This is a genomic window from Stieleria maiorica (assembly GCF_008035925.1).
Classification (GTDB): Bacteria; Planctomycetota; Planctomycetia; order Pirellulales; family Pirellulaceae; genus Stieleria; species Stieleria maiorica.
In genome coordinates this window covers 368,529-387,933 of sequence record NZ_CP036264.1, presented here as the reverse complement: position 1 = coordinate 387,933, position 19,405 = coordinate 368,529, and the positions used below count along the sequence as shown (strand labels likewise).

Here is a 19,405-nt window from a genome sequence, read left to right as displayed (position 1 = left end):
TGATCGAAAGACCTGTAAGGCCCGAGGCTAGCGCCTACGGCTCGGTTTGTGATCGAAAGCGTGCCTGGCGAAGAAAAAAATTGCGGGGAGCCGGGGGAAGCCCAATGCTTCTGCCCCGACCCCTGCTCCCCGCTCTTTGCTGGCCACCAGCGGCATCTCACGGTGAATTTGCCCCAATCCCCGCGAGTGCCGTCGGCAGAGCCCGCCCACCAATAGTGGTCGGCAAGCGACCGGCAAAGAAAAGCCCGGCAAGAAAAGCTCGGTGTGCCGCGTTCGGATCAGGCCGATAGCAACGGGTCCGGCGCGGTGCTTTGGACGATTTCGCGAACCAATTCCTCGGGATTGAGCGGCTTTCGCAGCCAGCGATTGACGCCGCCTTCACCGATCGGGACGTCGTAGTCGTCCGGCTCCATCCCGCTGACGGCCAGGATTTTGAGGCCGCAATGCTGGGGATCGCTACGCAGCTTGTTGACCGTCCACCTGCCGTCGTACTTGGGCATGTTCATGTCCAGCAGCACGACGTCGGGCTTTCCACCACGATCCAGATGCTCCACTGCATCGGCACCGTCGTAGGCGACGTCGACCTCGAATGACTTCAGCCGCAGGTAACTGGCCAGCAGCCGAGCTTCGTTGCGATTGTCATCGACCAACAGTGCCCGACGGGGCGGTTGGGTTTCCAAACACATCCCGTGTCGCTTCGCTTCGACCTGCTCATCGAGTGATCTCAATTCACAAAACGCCGCGGCCAGCAGCGCCCGCGAATCGTCCCACTGCATCGATTCGACCGTGCTCCGCAATTTCCGCAAGATGTTGGACGCGGAATTGAGATGACGATTCGACGAAGCACCGCGATGGGAGTCCTCGTAACAGGCCCGCGAATCACCATCAGCCAGCTCGCTGCGAAGGATCTCCACCTCCGAGGGGGCGTCAATACCGAGCCGGATCCGCGACCCGGTGTTTTTGAGAAGGGTGACTGTGATTCCCAGATTCGGGAACTGAACCGATTCGTTGAGTCGACGCGAAATCACTAACATGAATGGTCTCCTTACATTCGAGAATCCTTCGTTCTGCCCCGAGGGAATCTCATTTGGATGTCGGCATCCCCGCGACCGCGGGGAATCACCTGATTCCCGTGACAACACGGAAATTTGATCGCGTGACATCCAGTCGACCAGTTCATGAACCGGTAGGTATCACTACCTCACAATCTTCATGGGGGGGATCATAGCACCGTTACGGGAATCCGCAAATACCAGTTTCTGAGAACATTTCTGCTGTCAATTTGAAGGCATTTCGGTGTGCGAATCAGACGACAACGGGGGAGTGTTACAATCGGGTACCCAAGATCCCCCGTAGCCATCCGAATCCTCGGCTATATTGCTGGTGCTTCGTCTGGGAACCTGACCATGTCCGACATCACATTGCCGATGATTCGGCGTTCTGTTTGGGTCTGTTTTACGTTTGTTTCGTTCGCCGTTGGGGCCGGTGGAGTAAAGGGTCAGTCGACGCCCCCCGACGCCCGTCCGGACGCGGCGGATCTGTTGCCGGCCAGTGTGGTCGCCTACGCCGAAGTGCCGCGGCTGGGCGCAGTGATCGAACTGGTCAGCAACCATCCCCTGGGCGAGAAGATCGGGTCGATGCCTGCGGCGCAAGCGGTTGCCGACTCGGATCAACTGCGGCCGCTGCGTGACGCCACCGCCGCATTCGAGGGCGGCATGGGACGGCCCTGGGATGAAGCACTCAGCGTGCTCACCGATGGCGGCATTCACCTGGCCTTTGACGCGTCGTCCCAAGGCGCCGCGCTGCTGGTTCGTTCATCCAGCCGTGATCAGTTGGAACGCTTTCGAGGTGTCGTGCTCGCGCTGGCCCAACTCGGCCAAGGAGATTTTGGCATCGCCCGCCAAGCCGACTATCGCGGCTTCACCGCCTATGCGGTCAACGACGACGTCAAATTGGCGTTGGTCGACGATTGGTTCTTGATGACCAACAAGCCGGAACTGGGAAAGTCGATCATCGACCGCTACCTCGATGGTGGCAACGATTCGTTGGCCGTATCGCCCTCCTTCAAATCGTCGATGGCCGATACCGATGCGGCGACGGCAAAGGCATACATCAATCTCGACACGATTCGCCAAGCCGGTGTAGCGCCCAGGTTGTACGCCGGCAAAACGGACAACATCGCGGCCGAAGCACTGCTGGGTGGAATCGTCGCAAACCTGGCGCACACGCCCACCGCAGTCGCGCAACTGGACGTCCAACCATCCGGCGTCGCGTTGACGCTTTCCACGCCCCACCGCCCCGAATGGACCGCCGGTCGCGAGTATTATTTCGGCGAGAACTCGGACGCGTCTGCGCCGCCATTGCTCGAAGTCCCGGACCAAATCCTGGCGATCAGCACCCACCGCGACCTGTCGCAAATGTGGCTGCGCGCCCCCGACCTGATGACCGACAAGGCGAACGAAGATCTCGCTCAAGCCGACACCAACTTGACCACGTTCTTCTCCGGACGCGACTTCGGCGAAGACATCCTGGGGTCGCTCGCGCCGGGCATCCAGCTCGTCGTTCAACGCCAGACGTTTGCCCCGCAATCACCGACGCCGGCGATCAAGCTGCCCGCGTTTGCGCTGCAATTCAACATGCGGACGCCGGACGAAACCACGCGGGAGTTTCGCAGGGTCTTCCAAAATCTGGTCGGGTTCATCAACGTCGTCGGCGCGATGCAAGGACAACCCCAGTTGGATCTTGATTTCCGGCAAACCGATTCGGCGACCCTGATCACCGCCAGCTATGTTCCCCCGCGCGAGGAAGACGATCTGGATACGATTCCGATCAATTATAACTTTTCGCCGACCATCGCCTTTGCCGGTCAACGGATGATCCTCGCCAGCAGCACGAATCTGGCTCGCGCCATCGCCGATTCAGCAGCCAGTACCGACGCGGCTGCGACACAGCCCAATACGATTGCGGTCCTGAACGTCGATCCGATGGCCGATGCGTTGCGTGACAATCAAGCTCAGCTCGTCGCGCAAAACATGCTCGAAAAAGGTCACGGACCGGACCAGGCCGATGCCGAAATCGGCGTCCTGTTCGACCTGCTGGCGCTGTTCGAAAACGCGACGGTGAAACTGGATGTGGAGAATGATCAGTTGAGACTTATGACGGAGATTCGGGTGAAGACTGAATAGCTGTCACGGGAAAGGGGCAAGAAGGTTACCGTTGGTGTTTAGCGTTTAGGCGATTCCCGGTCGCTGCGATGCAGCGACAGTGGGCGGCTAAAGCCTGGACACCAACACGTATGCACGTACGAATCACCACGAACGTTCCATGGCCGAAGACCTCACCATCGATCCCGATTGGGCGTGGCAACCCTTCACGCCCAGTGACTCCCGGCAGTGGGATCACGTGGCAGCGGCGCACCTGTATCGTCGCGCCGGCTTCGGCGCCGATATCGCTTTGTTGGATGGAGCAGCCCGCCGGAGCCCGCGTGACGTCGTTGACGAATTGGTCTCGTTGAATTTGGAAACGTCCGAGTTTCGCAGCGTCGCGGACTCGCTGGCCCAAACCCTGCTGGCCGGCGGCGATCCGATGAAACTGTCGGCAGCTTGGGTTTATCGAATGCTGTTCACACCGGCACAGCTACTGGAAAAGACGACGTTGTTCTGGCACGGGCACTTCGCCACCGGGGCCGATAAAGTCAAGGATGCGTCGATGATGTGGCGCCAGAATCAACTGCTGCGTCGGCACGCCCTCGGTGACTTTCACGCGTTGACCCAAGCCATCGCCAAAGACCCCGCGATGTTGATCTATCTGGATTCGGCATCGAACCGGAAATCGCATCCCAACGAGAACTTTGCCCGCGAGCTGATGGAATTGTTTTGCCTTGGCGAAGGACACTACACCGAAGCCGACGTCGTGGAACTCGCCCGCTGTTTCACCGGTTGGGAAATCCGCAACAACCGGTTTCGCAAGAATCGCTACCAGCACGATGACGGCGAAAAGTCAATCTTGGGCAAGCGAGGCGTGTTCGACGGCGAACAGGCGGTCGAGATCGTGATCTCAAAAGACGACGTGCCACGTTTCATCTGTCGAAAGCTGGCGCGGTACTTCATCGCCGATGAGCTCCAGTGGACCGACGACCTGATCGACGTCCCGGCACGGACGATGCGCGACCATGGACTGCAGATCGCACCGGTGCTGCGACAAATGCTCTCCAGCAACTTGTTCTATTCCGCCCACGCCCGGGCACGGAAAATCAAATCGCCGGTCGAATTGGTGATCGGCATGTTGCGGGGATTGCGTGGGACGACGAACAGCCAGCGTGTCGCGCAAGGCCTGCGCGCGATCGGTCAGGGCCTGTTTTACCCGCCCAACGTCAAAGGCTGGGACGGGGGACGTGCCTGGATCAATTCGTCGACCGTACTCGGTCGGGCCAACCTGTTCGAACAGATCTTGTCCGACGGCAACACCCGATTCGACGGCGAATCATTGACGCAGTACCTTGCCGGCCATGACGTGCACGACGCCGCCGAAGCACTCGATCACTTCGAACGCTGTTTGATGGCCGTGCCGATCAACCCGGCCAATCGACAATCATTAATCGCGCAGTTCGGTTCACTCGGCAACGATCACGAAAAAGCCTACCGCCGATTGTTGCACGCGGTTTGCTCACTCCCGGAATTTCAACTCGCTTGAATGCGCGAAGTGGTCAGAAACCGTTGGCGGCTAAAGCTCAATACCCACACGATCGATGGACGTGAAGATGTTTGATCAACCCACCAATCGGCGCCGTTTTCTCTATGCCTCCGGCAGCACTGCGTTTGCGATCGGCATCGGTTCGGCGCTGCCAGACTGCTTTGCCCAAGCCGCCGAATCGGCGACCTCCGACGGCGAGCGGATTCTGGTCGTCGTACAACTCTCCGGCGGCAACGACGGCTTGAACACGCTGATTCCCTATCGCGATGACGCCTACCGAGCCGCCCGGCCGACCCTGGCCGTGCCGCGATCCGACGTGCTGACCATCGATGACGACATCGGATTTCACCCCTCGCTGCGTTCGATCAAGGACTTGCTTGACGGCGGGCAGGTCGCCGTGGTCCAAGGGGTCGGCTATGAAAACCCAAATCGATCACACTTCGAATCGATGGACATCTGGCACAGCTGCGTCCGTAAAGACCAGCGGCGGACCGACGGTTGGATCGGACGCACCCTGGAACGCTTTACCAGCGCCGAAGGCGGTGATGTGCCCGCACTGCATCTCGGCGGACAGCAACAACCCTTTGCGCTTGCCTCGCAGTCGATCCGCGTGCCGACGGTCAAGGAACTGGACGAGTTCCAAATTCGTGGTTCGGATCCCGCGGCGCTTCGCCGGCTACTCGGCGGATCGCCATCGGTCGCAGCCGTTGAAGCATCCGATGACGATTTGCTGGGGTTCCTGCAATCGAGCACCCAGAACGCGATTTCGGCCAGCCGACGGGTGACCGAAGCGGCCCAAGGGTATCAAACCGAAATCGATTACCCCGAATCGCAACTCGGCCGACAAATGCGATTGGTCGCCCAGTTGATCAACGCGGGAATGAAGACGCGGGTCTACTATTTGCAGCTGGACGGCTTTGACACGCACGCTCAGCAAGACGCCACGCACGCGATCCTGCTGCGTCAGTGGAGTGATGCGGTGTCCGCATTGATCAACGACCTGACGGCCCAGGGGCATGGCGATCGCGTCTGTGTGATGACGTTCAGCGAGTTCGGTCGGCGGGTGGCCGAGAACGCCAGTGCGGGAACCGATCATGGCGCGGCCGGACCGATGTTCCTGTGCGGCGGCGGCTTGCACGCCGGCTTGATCGGCACCACCCCGCGGTTGGATGATCTGCAACAAGGCGACCTCAAACACACCGTCGATTTCCGCAGCGTCTATGCATCGGTCCTGAAGGACTGGCTGGGAACTGACCCCGATCCTGTTCTTGCCGGACACTACGACACGTTGCCGCTGTTTGCAGGTGCGTAGTACGCCGCCGCAGCGCATTTTTCGGGTAGTGGGCGAGGCGACGAGCCCATTCGTAATGCGAACTGCGAGGACTCCTCGCGTCGTCCACTACTGCTGACCCGAACAAAATAGCCAGAAGGTGGATCCCCGGCATTTTCCACGCTCGCATCGAGCAAGCTACGTCCCCCTCCCCACTGCCGTGCGCTACTGTGGCACAATATCCACCTGGCGGCTCAGGACAGTCCTACAGGGCGGTATGAAACAGGCGTGGAGGAATCGATGACGTCAACGGTCCAACAGCAGGACGCGTGGGTGGATGCCGAGCGGGATTACAAGCTGGGGCTCCGCGCCGGAAAACTCGTTTGCCAGAATCCCAAAGGCAAATCGCTCGCGTCGGTCCCCAAATGGCTCAAGGAAACCGAAACGGCCGAGTCGTTGTTGGCGCTGGCCGATTGGTTGGCCGAGCATGAATTGGACTGTTTGCACACGGTCGAACGATGGATGCTGCGTTCCTTGTCGATCCCACGCGCGGTGCTGACAGAGATTTGGGAGGATCCCGCATGGCGCGGCGGCATCGAAAACATGGTGATCGTGCCGGTGGCCGCGGGCGGAAAGTTTGACCTGGAGCGTGCCGGGTTGCTTCGCGAGGTCGACCCGAAACGCGGGCTGGGGGTGATCGACCTGGATGGCGAAACCCAGTGGTTCAAGAGCGATGCCTTTGCCGTGCCCCACCCGATCCTGATCGGCGATCTGGAAGAACTGCGTGAACTGGCCGGGGATCTGGGCATCCGACAATCGATCGACCAACTGTATCGCCCGATCTATCAGCCGACCGACGACCAGTTGGAACTGAATTCCATCAACGACTTTTCCGGCGGCCACTTCGAACAATTGAACTTTGCCACGTCCCACTGTCGTCGTTTGGGCTATCCCGTTCGCGGCGGCTACGCGACCTGCCGGGTTTGGGAGAACCACGCCCTGATCGAAGCCCGGTATTTCATCGGGGATGAGTACCCGGAATCGCCGACGTGGACCGGCGGATTGGTGTTCGTCGACGACAGCCAGAAACCTCAGCGAATCAGCTCGATCGGTCCGGTCACGTACAGCGAGGGCGTGCGGATGGCCTCGGAGATCTACGCCAAACGCAAAGTCGACTCGTCGGAGGAAGACGCATGAGCAAGACGACGAAAAAACGTCCCGCCAAATCGAAACGAGACACCGAGGCGCAATTGGTCGCCGGCGGCATGTTGCCGATCAAGGCCAAGGTCGACACCAAGACCAGCGAAAAGGTCGTCGCGCGAACCTACACCGGCACCGTCTTGGGTGACCGCAAAATCGTCCGCCTGGGTGCCGAACGTTTGGGGCCGGCCGAAGATCTGGCGATGGAGTTCTTGGGACTCGAACCCGCCGGTGAAAGCAAGCCGCTGGCGATTCAGGCTCGACGGGCACTCGGGTTCGCCAGTTGGGCGCTGATCACGCACCCGGAGAACGCGAAAGACGCTTTGGTGCTGGTCAAACGGATCAAGGCGGCGGCACGCAAAGCGAAATCGAAACCCGGTCATGCCTGGGATGCGTTTACGGAGATGGCGGAGGAGCTGAACCGATCGGTTCGTCATTTTTTGCCGCCGTTTTGGGAAGAAGCCGCGCGGATCTTTAAAGAGCTGGGCAATCAAACCTACGCCGGACGCGGACTCGGCAAAGCACTCGAAGCCGAACGGGTCCATGCCCTCGACGTGGACCGAGAACGTCGCCGCGACGCGGTGCTGGAGTTCGCTCTCAGCGGCTGTCTGTCCGGCAAAGCACTCGGCGAATACACCAAGGACCTGGAACAACAATTCGAACCCGACGAGGCCTTCGAAACGTTTCGCGATCTGCTGGTGCGGCGAACGCTCGGCGGCATGCCACCGATGGCCAATGCGGCAAAGGATCTGATCCGGTTGGCGAAACTGGCCGGAAAAGATCCCGATGCGGAAACCGATCGGTTGCTGGAAGAGATCATCTCTGCCCCGTCAATGTCGCGCGCCCCCCAACAGTTTTGGAAATCGGTCAGCAAGCGGATCGCCCACCTGGTCAAAGGGTCCGATTCGTTCGGGGTGTGGTTGCTGGTCCACACCAACTGCGAATCGAATTACTACTCGGAGTCCACGGCATGGAAGTGGATCGAGCAGTTGGAACAATGGAAGGTGTTGCCGCTGTTGTCGTTGCCGGCGGCCAAGTTCCCCGACGACGTCGACCTGCCCGGCGGACGTGCCGGTTGGTTCAGCCGCCTTGCGATGGCCAGCACGCCTCCGCCGAAACGTTTCTTCGAACTGCTCGAATCCGCCGCCGACGCGCTTCGTGAGGAAGGCGTTCCGCTGCGTTTGGGGAAATCACAGGGCTGGGCGTCGGTGCCGGCCGACGTGGATGTGATCGAAGCCTGTCTGGATTTAAAGATTCCACTCGCCGACATCGACCGGGGCGCCGGGATCGGGTTCGCCGGTTGGATGCAAGCCGACGTCGATCACCCGCGGCGCAATTCGTCGCTCGTGCACGTCTTGGACGATGAGCGGTTTTCGTCGCGTGTCCGCACGCTGATTCCGAAACTGATCTGCCGTGATCAGTCGTCACGGCGTCATGGGGATCAATACGGACATGGCGGCCGTCGATTTGATCAAGCCGCCGCGGGACACGACGCGTTGAAAGACATCTGGTGGCAATTCCTGGATTACAAATTGTCGATTTTGGAAACCGGCGGGCTGGCCGATTTTGAACTCACGTTGAACCAGATCCGCTCGGCCATCGGACGCAGCACGATCGAACAGTTCCCCGAGGTTCTGAAACGGTTAAAAAAACTCGACCTGGTCGGCACGCTCGAGCGGACCATCGTCGGCGGCATCTTGGACGAATACGGTTGGAAGCCGCTGGATGACGCGGACGATGAAAGCGAGTTGCCGATGATCCGCAGTCGTCGTCGCGACAAGTATTTCATCGAATCGTTCCCCACGCTGATCTTCGCCCGAGACGGAAAGATCGAAGAATTCGGCCCCGCCGGATACAAGGTGCGTGCCGAATACGCCTTCACCAAATCCACCGAACCCTACGCGATTCTGCCGGTCGGAGACGACACCGTCGTCGTCTATCAGGACACCTCCAACTACGAAGCGAAGATCTGTTGGCTGAGCGATCCCAAAGACGTCAAGAAGCTCGAAGGGAGCTACTGGTATTCGATCCCCGAGTATTGGATGCCGCTGCAGGACGGTGTCTTCTTTGGCAGCCGATTGCTGAAACCGGGTGACACAAAGCTGCCGACACGCAGCGACTGGCTGAGCGACGGCCAGCGTTGCTGGACCTTGAAGGTGGACCCGATGCAGTATCACGTCGACGGTGATTCGGGCGACGTGACCCACACGACGACGCTGCAAGAAATCGACCCGGTCACGGGAAAGAAAATACGCGAGAGTGTTCCCGACTGGTTTGAATCAGACCTCGCCGCAAGCACCACCGTTCGCTGGCCGCTGTGTTTTCTGATGCCGGCACCGCAGGGGCTGGAAGCATCGCCACTGGGCTGTGCCGACGGATTGCTCGGATGGAGCGTTCGAACGATGCGCGACGGCAGCACGATCGGCCGTGGCACCGACGGACGCACGTGCACGATGCAGCCGGATCCGCACGGTTTCGAAAACGCTTCGGTCCCGATCGCGATGATGGATAAACCGGAATCGGACAGCCACTGGATCATCACCGCCGAAGGAACCGTCATCGATGCCGCAACGGGAATCGGAATCGCGCTGTTGCAGGAAAAAGCCAATCGCTATCGGATCGGCCAGCCGATGAATCTGTCGCATCGGTTCTTTCACCACTACACCGTCCGCTCCAAACAGGCATCGGCCAAGCTGCGAAAGATTTCGACCAAGCAAGCCAAGGCGTTGCTCCAGGCCGGTCAGGCACAGCACCAAGCCAACCGCAAGAAGAAGGAGGAAGCCGAAGCGGATCCCAACCGAGATGCCGTCGCCCAAGCCGTCACCCAATGGTTGCCCGACGCGCCGCCGCGGCTGCGAAAAGGGCTGGGGAAAATCGTCAGCATCATGGCCGCCGAGCAGGCGTCGTTGGGAGCCTTTCTGGAACGGATCACCGCACCGCCGAAAGACAAAGCAACGCCGGCGGAATCAAAAGAAAAGCAGGACTCGGGCCCGACGGCGGACGGCGTGTCGGACCTGACCATCCGCTGGCCCGGCTCCAACCGCGAGGGGATCTACCGTTACGGCAACACCGCTGCCTCCAAAGCACACATCGAGGTCGTCACCAATTTTTTCGAAACCGGAAATCAACAAAAAATCCCCGCCGGCAATCCGGAGTGGATATCCGCGATCGACGATCCCTGCGCGGCGGCTTGGAAGTGGTTTTGGACACAATCGACCATCGGGGCCGATCACGAAACCACCCAACAAGCACCTGCAAAGACGCGTTTTTTGGGCAGCCTGGGACTCCGGGGACTCGCGTACCTGGCCCAGCGTGGCATCTTGGACTGGAAAGGCAAATTTGTTTATTACATCGCCAAGGGCTTCTCCGAAGCCGACGCCAAACGAGCGGAGAACAAACCCTACGCGCCCGACCGCGGCAAGTCGATTGCGTTCACTGACGGCAATCATCGTTACGTCGCCTACGCGTTCGGAGGCTACCATGCGGAAGAAATCCACGTGCTCGAATACATCGAATCCGGCAGCCCCAAGCCGCCCAAACCGTATTCGATTCTGGAGGCGATCCCGCTGCGGCGCACCTGGGGATCCAAGCAGGTCCAAGCATTCGTCGATGCGGTCGCCGGGCTCGAAACGCTGCCGTTGATCGAACCCGAATTGCTCTCCGCCGCCGCGGAACAACTGGGTGCTTCGCCCGTTCAAGTCGCCTTGGCGTGGATGGCCGATTTGCGGACCAGTCGTTACGGCCAAGAAAAACTGACGAAAGAGCTGCGATCGCACTACGGTTGGAAACTGAACGAGATCAAACAGGCGATCGCCGGACTGGACGGCGAGGGATTGCCGATGTCGTTGATGTCCGCGGGTTTGCTGGACGATCCGGCGGGCTCCATCGGCAGCGGCAAAAACGAAGCGTTTGAACGGATGGTCCAAGCCTGGAAAAAGCGACGCGAATCAACGGTGACGCTGCCACCGCAAGCCGCCGCGCCGCTGGAGCATGTCGGGTTCGGCTATCCGCGACTGGATCGCAAAGCGTTTTTGGGTTTGCTCTCGGACCCTCAGGGATCGGGCATCCTGGCGAAACGAAAAACCAGCTTTCAATACTCGACGCATTCGCAACGGCATCAGCAACACATCCTCGATGCGGACTACACACCCGAACCCCCGTTGGATTTGACGAAGGTCTTGCCCCAGCTTTTGGACGCGGTGGGATGGGTCAACTACGCGACGCCATTCGGCGACCCGGCGCGACGCAAGATCCCGGCGTTGATCCAAGCCACACGCGACTGGTTGGACGCCCCGGAGACGACATTGCCATTTGGTGCGACCTACACCACACGCGATTGGTACGGCGACAAAAAGATCGACGTCGAAGCGACGGTGGATCAGTTTTCAAAGGTGATCGCGCCCTGTGAGCGAAAGAAGCAAGGGCACTACGAATTTGACAGCGGTCTGATCGTCGGGGCGATCTACCCGCCCATCTGTCGGTTGCACTTCCGCACCTCCAAACTGCTCGGCAGCGATGACCTGGCGATGCTGGCCGCGGCTGGGAGAATAAGCTTTCACTACGAAGGCGATGGATCGGAGATCCTGGAGTTTGCCAGGTTCGTGCTTGAGATGCGTTCCGACATCGCCGATGAATTAATCGCTTGGAACCAAGGCGACGCACTTCCCGATGGGTCCTGGGAGCAGGCCCCGCTGGTCTCGGTGCCCGACTTGGTGGCACACGTTGCCAAGGAACAAGGGATCAGCGATGGCGCGGCGTGTTTGTACCTGCAGATCCTCGCCTTGCCCGATCCGACCTCCAAGAACGTTCAAGCGTGGAACGGCTGGAAGCCGGCGGCGTACAAGAAGTTTGCCGCGGAATTGGTCGAGAAAGAATTGGTGGTCAGCGCCAAACGCAGCCGCGCCGGCCGAGACATCTTTTTGCCCGGTGGGTGGGAAGCATTGAAGCTGCCCAATCTGCCGGTCGAAACGTGGAAGCTGTCCATGTACGGTCACGACGGCACGGATCGCTTGCGGGGCGGCAACGCGGCATTGTTGGTTTGCACGCGTCCGATCGCGTCACAGTTCCGGTTCGCCTACGCCCGCGTCACCTCCGGCGACGCGCCACGTTATGAAGAAACATTGCAAACGACATAGCGATTTGCCAAGGCCGGAGCGTAGCGAAACGCGTCAACGGCTCGTCAATTGATTCGGCGCACCGAAATCGACGTAATAATGCCAGCCCGACGCGTGAGCGAGGGGCGCCAACTGGCCCCTCGCTCACGCGTCGAGCTGGCAAACGAACCCCGATTCCGGAGCATCGACTGGCCATTGACGACTTCTGCGACTGCGACGTCTCCAAACGATAACTGTTCAGTGGCGCCACATTGAGACCGTTCCAAGCAGCACCATGGGCACTCCAACAACACATCACCCCATGCCAAAAAAGAAAGCCTCTTCCTCCGTCCCACCTCCGACGCGAAAAATCCAAGCCCCGCCGGCGGAAATCCGCTACGCGGCGGAATTAGCGGTGATGCGCGAAGCGGATACCAATCCCCGGCCGGACGGCTGGCTGCTCTCGCCGGCTTCGGTCGTCGATTTCATCTGTGGCACCGACGGTGAAAAAGTCGGCACCAAGAAATCGACGGCACTGGCGATCAGCGAAAAGTTTGTCGGCCCCCGAGACATCATCCAACGCTGTGTCGTGACGCTGGCCGGTGAACGCGGGCTGATGTTGGTCGGTGAACCCGGAACCGCCAAATCGATGCTGGGTGAATTGCTGGCCGTCGCGATCAGCGGCAGCGGCGCGTTGGCCGTCCAAGGCACCGCGGGGACGACCGAAGACCAGATCCGATACGGATGGAACTATGCGATGCTGCTCGACCGCGGCCCCCGGCCCGAAGCCCTCGTCCCCTCGCCGGTCATGCAGGCGATGCGGCAGGGCAAGATCGTCCGCTTTGAAGAAGTCACACGTTGTTTGCCCGAAGTCCAGGACGCGTTGATTTCGATCTTGAGCGAACGACGGATGATGGTGCCCGAACTGGGCGATGAAGATTCCAGCGTGTTCGCCGCGCCGGGGTTCTCGCTGATCGCGACGGCCAACCTCAGAGACCGCGGGGTGTCCGAAATGTCGGCGGCGTTGAAACGTCGGTTCAATTTCGAAACCATCGCGCCGATTTCTGATGCGGCCCGCGAATGTCAATTGGTCTCAACCCGCGCCGCAGCGCTGCTGCATGAATCGGGCAGCGACAAACCGATCGACCAGTCGTTGATCGAGTTACTGGTCACCGTCTTTCGTGACCTTCGCAGCGGTCGCACCGACGAAGGCTGGCAAGTCAATCGGCCCAGCACCGTGATGAGCACCGCCGAAGCGGTTGCGGTGGCGACCGCCATCATGCGCGAAAGCGCCTTTTTCCCCTCCGGATTCGATCCCGTCTCGCGGATGCCGGGACACCTGTTGGGCGTGGTGATGAAAGACGACGAAAAGGACCGCGAGCGACTGCTGGGATACTGGGACGGCCCCGTCCGGCGGCGCGCCAAGAACGGGGCACCGTTGTGGGAAAAGCTGAGCGTGATGCGCGGCGTTCTCGATGACACGTTGTAATCCACCGCTGTCATGAATTCTGCTACCGCCCCAACCGCTGATTCGACCACAGACCCAACCGCAGCGTGCAGCGAACTGCACGACTGCGCCGATCCCTTGCTGATCGGTGTCCGGCATCACAGCGCGATGCTCGCCCGCGCGATGCCGACACTGTTGGACCGGTTCGCGCCGGATGTGATCTTGATCGAGCTGCCTTCGGACCTTGCCGACTGGATGCCGTATATCGCGGACCCGCAAACACAAGCTCCGGTCGCAATTTCCGCGGTCGACCCCGACGGGGGCATGATGTTTTATCCGCTGGCCGATTTTTCTCCCGAGTTCACGGCGATCCGCTGGGCACATGCCAACGGTGTTCCCGTGCGTGCGTGTGACCTGTCGGTTTCTGCGAAAGCCAAGACGGCCGAGCAAGAACCGGTTCGGCCGATTCAACGGGCGGATCATCCGGTCGAGCAATCAACGAGCGTCTTGTCGCGATTGCAACGCCGGGTCGGCGCGGTGGATGTCGGCGACCTGTGGCAACGTTTGGTGGAATCGCCCGGTTGCGATGCAGATCCGGAGATCATCCGCCGCGCGGCGCTGACGTTCGGTTGGGCGGTTCGCGCGGATGATCATGAACCTTCGCCGCGCGATCTGCTTCGCGAAGCGGCCATGCGTCAAGCGATCCGGCAAAGCGATGGGAAAACGGTGGCGATCGTCGGCGCCTTCCATGGGCCGGCCTTGTTGCCGCGTGTGGTCGACGCGTTTGAAGATCGCGATCAAGCAGCGTTGGCGACGATTCAATCCGACGCGTCGTCGGTCGGTGTTTCGCTGATCCCTTATTCTTTCGAACAACTGGATGAACGCAGCGGCTATCCGGCCGGAATCTTGGATCCCGTCTGGCATCAACAGATGGTGCAATCGAGTTCCAATGCGCAGATGGAAGACGCCGCCGTTCAGCTTGCCACCGGCGTGTGCCGACGGCTGCGTGAATTTGGACACGTCGCCGGAACGCCCGATGCCGCCGAAGCGTTACGGATGATGCGTGATTTGGCGCGACTGCGCGGATTGGCCGTCGCCGGACGCGGCGAGTTTGTTGAATCGTTGCAAACCTGTTTGGTCCAAGGCGACGTGATGGGGCGTGGCCGCGCCGTCTCCGCGGCCGCCGGTGACGTGTTGATCGGAGACCGACGGGGCGTCGTCACGCCGGCGGCACCGCGTTGTGGTCTGGCCGTTTCGATCGATCAACTGCTGCGTCAGCTCGGATTGCCGGGACGCGATTCGGCGATCAAGACGAAGCCCCGTGTCGCGCGGGGGCGTTCTCAGCCGCCGCGATCGGAAAACGAAAAGGAGCTTCGGCTGGACGTGCTCCGCAGCCCCAAAGATCGCACCCGTGCGGTCGTGCTGCGGCGGATGGTTGCCGCGGGAATTCCTTATGCCGAGCGAGTCGACACGGTGGCACAGGGAAACCGCGAGAACTTGACCGAACGTTGGCGGGTCGAGTGGCAACAGACGACCGCTGCGACGATCGAAAGTGTCGCGCGATTCGGCGTCACGCTCGATCAGGTGACCGAAGAAGTCATTCGCCGGGCCGGCCGCCGTGCGGGCCCCGATGGAAACGCCAGCCCCGATGCTGACGACGAGGCCTCGCCGCAGCGGATCTTGCAGCAATTGCAGATGGCCAGCGAGTGTGGGCTGCAAACCCTGACCACCCAGGCCCTGCGCAAGCTGGACCAGACATTCTGTCAGACCGCCGGGATTTCGGAACTGATCGACGCCGTCACGTTGATGGTGCGGATCGCGGCAGCGCACTTACCGGGGCTGCCGCTGGATCCGGACGACGCCGCGCCGCCGATCGTTCCGGTGTATCCCTGGCCCGACCTGATGACGTCACCGGATCAATTGTTGCGGGCCTGCTTGGATCGACTGGAAGGTTTGCGTGGCAGTTCGGCGATCGCTGACGTCGCCTCCCTGGCGGATTTGATTCATTGGTTCAGGGGAGATCTGCACGCATTGGTTCGAAAGGATGTCTCGCGGCAGGGCGATGCGGAAGATCACGCAACAACCTTGGTGACGTGGTGCAAGCGAACGTTGCGGCGGGGCAGCGATCGGATGCGAGGTGCCGCCGCCGGTGCGTTGTGTGTGCTTGACCGAATGGACGCGGCAACGCTGGGGCAATTGTTGATCGGCTGGCTGGACGGCGCGGTTGATCGCGACGGAAGGAGTCGATTGCGAGACGGGCTGTCGGGCGCCGTTCAACTGTTGCTCTCGCCGATGCAGAACGATCCGCTGTGGCTGGATGGTTTTCAATCCGGATTGGTCAGCCTGTCGGACGCGGAGTTTTTGTCGCGTTTGCCAGCCTTACGCGGCGCCTTTGAACCGTTCTCGCCGGCCGACCGTCAGCGTCTGCTGGACCTGCGGTTGCAGGGACTCGATCAACGTGGATCGTCCATCGATCAAGCTTCCTGGGATGTCGGCGGCGAGGGTGACGCGATGACCCTGCACGTCGCCCGGCTGCGACAGGCCGATCTGGCCGCGGCTGCTGCCATCGCGGGTGCGTTTCCCGGCGTCGATCGCTTCCTGCATCACACCGACCAGCAGGTGAAGGGACAACCGGGTGCCGAGGTGGATCCTTCCGACGATCCGGCCGGCGCCAACGTGCCAAACGACTCGGCGGCGAACGACATCAACACGTCCGATCGTTGGCGAATGATTTTCGGACTACCGCCGGAAAGCCGAGCACGAAGTGCGACGGTCGCTGCCAAGTCGTTGGACCAGTTGTTCGGCACGGGGCGCGGCGAAGGTTCTCGCGGCGACCTGCAATCGCGACGTGGCAGCGGCGGCCAGGAGGCTCCACAGCCGACGACCGCTCAGTGGGCCGAGGATTTGGAGGCACTGTTCGGCGGTGACGTCTGTCAGGAAGTGCTCGGGCAGGCCGCCGCAGCGGGCGATGCCAACGTCGTCGGACACTTGGACGTCGAATCGGTCACGCCGTCGGTGGATCTGTTGCAGCAAGTCCTGTCGCTTGCCGGTGCGATGCCGGAATCGCGGATGACCCAACTTCGTCGGCTGGCTAAAAAGATCACCGACGACTTGGCGCGGGAGTTGGCCGTGAGGTTGCAAACGGCACTCAGCGGTCTGTCGACGCCGCGACCGACGCGACGGCGGTCGCGGCGATTGAACCTTTCGCGGACCATTCGAGCCAACTTGGCCAACGGCCGTCGCCGCCCCGATGGGCGCCGGACGATCGTTGCCAATCAATTGATCTTCAACGCCCCCGCGCGACGAGAATTGGATTGGCACGTGACGTTTGTCGTCGACGTTTCGGGGTCGATGTCCGCCTCGGTCGTCTACAGTGCCCTGGTCGCCGCGATCTTTGAGGCGTTGCCCGCCTTGTCGGTGCGGTTTCTCGCCTTCAGCACCGAGTTGATCGATTTGAGCGACCAGGTGGATGACCCGCTGGCGCTGTTGTTGGAAGTCGATGTCGGCGGCGGGACCGATATCGGGCTCGGGTTGCGTGCCGCCCGCGCGGGCATCAAGGTGCCGTCGCGTTCGATCGTCGTCTTGGTCACCGACTTTGAAGAAGGCGTTTCGATCCCCGGCATGTTGGCCGAAGTGCGGGCGCTGGTCGATTCGGGGGTACGTTGCATCGGATTGGCGTCGCTGGATGATTTCGGCCAGGCGCGGTTCCACCACGGACTGGCAACTCTGATGGCGTCGGCGGGAATGTCGGTCGCCGCGGTCAGTCCCGAAAAACTGGCGCAGTGGGTGGGGGATCAGATTCGTGGCAACGCCGCCGGAGGGTCGCTGGATGGATAACCCCGACCGACCGGAGGTTTGCCGGCAGGTACGGATTCGCGCCGAGTTGCTCGCGCAGTTGATCGACCAGGCGCCGGCGCGCATCCGCAAACGTTTGGACAGGGATCCGGCGCTCGCGCACGCGTGGACTTGGTCCGCCGAATCGACCGGGATCGCGATCCAGGCCGGTGATGAAACCGTGCGGCTGGACTTCGACACTGAAACGAAAACCGTTTCCCATATCGAACAACTTGGGTGTTCCTGTCTGCTGTCACCGAAGTGTTTTCATTTGCTGGCGTGTGCCAGTTGTCTGACGATCCAGACGGATGCGGCCGAAGCGGAAACCGCAACCGCCGATGCGGACGAACCGGATGCGGATGTGGCCGATGAAACACCCTTGATCGAGGTCACCGATGCGATGCGTGATGCGGCCGACCGCAGCATCAGTGCGATCGGGGGGATGCTCGACAGCGGCGCGCGACGCTGTGGCGTGGTGTTGCAGTCATCGCTGTTGCGCGCCGCCCATCAATGCCGCGCCGCCGGATTGATCCAATTGTCCGCCGCCTTGTTAAGTGTCGTCGAGGGCGTGGTTCGATTGAGGGCACAATCCGGCAACGCAGATGCCCCGCAGTTACAAAGCGATCTGGCACGCGCGATCGTCATTGCACAACGCATTTGCCGGCGACCTTCGGTTGAGATCGAAACAATCGGGCACGTGCGGCGACCGTTCGAACCGATCGGTCTTTCGCGGCTGGTGAGTCTGTTGGCCGAACCGATCGTGACGCGGTCGGGTTACGCAGGGGTTTGTGTCTCGCTGTTGGCCGACGACGACCGGATCTATCAGGTCAGTGACGTGCGCCCGGGTGAACCCGACTTGGCGTTGCAAGCCTATCGCGGCGGTCTGGAATTGGGCGGCACAACGGTTTCCGCGTTCGAGCTTTGCCGGTCCGGCGTCGACGTTCAAAACATGACCGCATCGCCGGATCGGCGACTTGGTCGCGGATCGAAAACGCGTTGGGCGCTGAGAAAGCAGACCGGGGATTTGCTGCAGGATTCGCCGCTCTGGAGGTCACGTTTCGGACAGCCAATCGCCGAACAGGTTGACCGGGCTTTCGCGGTGCAGGAGTCATCCGGGATGATCGCCGCGGCGGAGAGTGACTTGGTCGTGTTTCACTGCCAAGTACTTGGACGACAGGGTGACGCGGTGATGGTTCGGGCAGATGACACTGAGCGACCGTTGATGCTGCGGATCGCGTTGGACACCGATCAGGTGCCGTTTCGAGAGAATTTGTCGTTGATTGCCCGAAGTCCCGGGTTGGAACTGGTGGTCACCGGACGCGTCCGTCGGCATCAAGCCGGTTCGATCGACGCGTTGGCGATTCGGGCCGCGGGGTCTGGTGACGGTTCGAACGAAGGCCCGCGTCTTGCGTTGCCGGAAAGCTGGCAGAACGTTTGCCAACTGGGGCTGGATCGATTGGAACGTCACTTTTTTTCTGACACCGATCCGGATGACGAGACGTGCGAGCGACTTGTCGGGGACCGTCCCGGCGACCCTACGGAATCACGCGTCAACGGCGTCCCGGGGCTTGCGCGACAGCAACTGGCGCTGGTCCTGGGCGGTCGCGGCAGCGTGGCGTCACCGACCTCCGGCGGACATCGCAGAATGATTCGTACGATGAAACAGCAACTGCTGCCGACCGCAGCAAAGCTGGCCGACGCCGTGGCGACTGCGGCGGTCGCCACGAAAGGGGCAGGGACCGATTCAGTGCGGACGGACGCTTCGCCCGGTCTGTGCGAGTTGTTAGCCGCGACCGATCGATATCAGACGATTTTTCGTGGGGAGTACCATCGACAGGCGTGGCAAGATTGGTTGTCGTAAGGAGATGA

The 19,405-nt window shown here is 61.1% G+C and carries 9 protein-coding genes; 8 read left to right on the top strand and 1 reads right to left on the bottom strand.

All coding sequences use genetic code 11. The features are described 5' to 3' along the window. Positions 1-278: 278 nt before the first annotated feature. The gene (locus Mal15_RS01245; protein ID WP_167546566.1) at positions 279-1,034 is read right to left on the bottom strand and encodes a response regulator; all 756 of its coding nucleotides are present in this window, start codon (positions 1,032-1,034) and stop codon (positions 279-281) included. 372 nt (positions 1,035-1,406) lie between these two features. Here Mal15_RS01245 and Mal15_RS01240 point away from each other — a divergent pair, with 372 nt between their 5' ends. From Mal15_RS01240 to Mal15_RS01205, 8 genes are all read left to right on the top strand, one after another. Beyond that, on the top strand, positions 1,407-3,185 hold the full coding sequence (locus tag Mal15_RS01240) for a hypothetical protein (protein WP_147866076.1): 1,779 nt from the start codon (positions 1,407-1,409) through the stop codon (positions 3,183-3,185). Positions 3,186-3,324: 139 nt separating this feature from the next. Next, positions 3,325-4,692 carry a DUF1800 domain-containing protein gene (locus tag Mal15_RS01235; RefSeq protein ID WP_147866075.1) on the top strand — a complete coding sequence of 456 codons (1,368 nt, stop codon included), beginning with the start codon at positions 3,325-3,327 and terminating at the stop codon, positions 4,690-4,692. A 67-nt stretch (positions 4,693-4,759) separates the two neighbouring features. Then, on the top strand, positions 4,760-6,004 hold the full coding sequence (locus tag Mal15_RS01230) for a DUF1501 domain-containing protein (protein ID WP_167546565.1): 1,245 nt from the start codon (positions 4,760-4,762) through the stop codon (positions 6,002-6,004). 258 nt (positions 6,005-6,262) lie between these two features. Further along, on the top strand, positions 6,263-7,159 hold the full coding sequence (locus Mal15_RS01225) for a DUF4132 domain-containing protein (protein ID WP_147866073.1): 897 nt from the start codon (positions 6,263-6,265) through the stop codon (positions 7,157-7,159). Further along, entirely contained in the window at positions 7,156-12,297 is a 5,142-nt protein-coding gene (locus Mal15_RS01220; protein ID WP_147866072.1) for a DNA-binding protein, read from the top strand. The genes Mal15_RS01225 and Mal15_RS01220 overlap by 4 nt, the downstream gene beginning before the upstream one ends. 280 nt (positions 12,298-12,577) lie before the next feature. Then, positions 12,578-13,744: an ATP-binding protein gene (locus Mal15_RS01215; RefSeq protein WP_199773794.1), complete on the top strand. Its 1,167-nt coding sequence runs from the start codon at positions 12,578-12,580 to the stop codon at positions 13,742-13,744. A 12-nt stretch (positions 13,745-13,756) separates the two neighbouring features. Then, positions 13,757-17,539, top strand: coding sequence for a DUF5682 family protein (locus Mal15_RS01210; RefSeq protein ID WP_147866070.1), 3,783 nt, complete (start codon positions 13,757-13,759; stop codon positions 17,537-17,539). Next, a complete protein-coding gene (locus Mal15_RS01205) occupies positions 17,532-19,397 on the top strand; it encodes a hypothetical protein (protein WP_147866069.1) in 1,866 nt (621 codons plus the stop codon). Before Mal15_RS01210 ends, Mal15_RS01205 begins: the two co-directional genes overlap by 8 nt. The last annotated feature ends 8 nt before the right edge of the window (positions 19,398-19,405 follow it).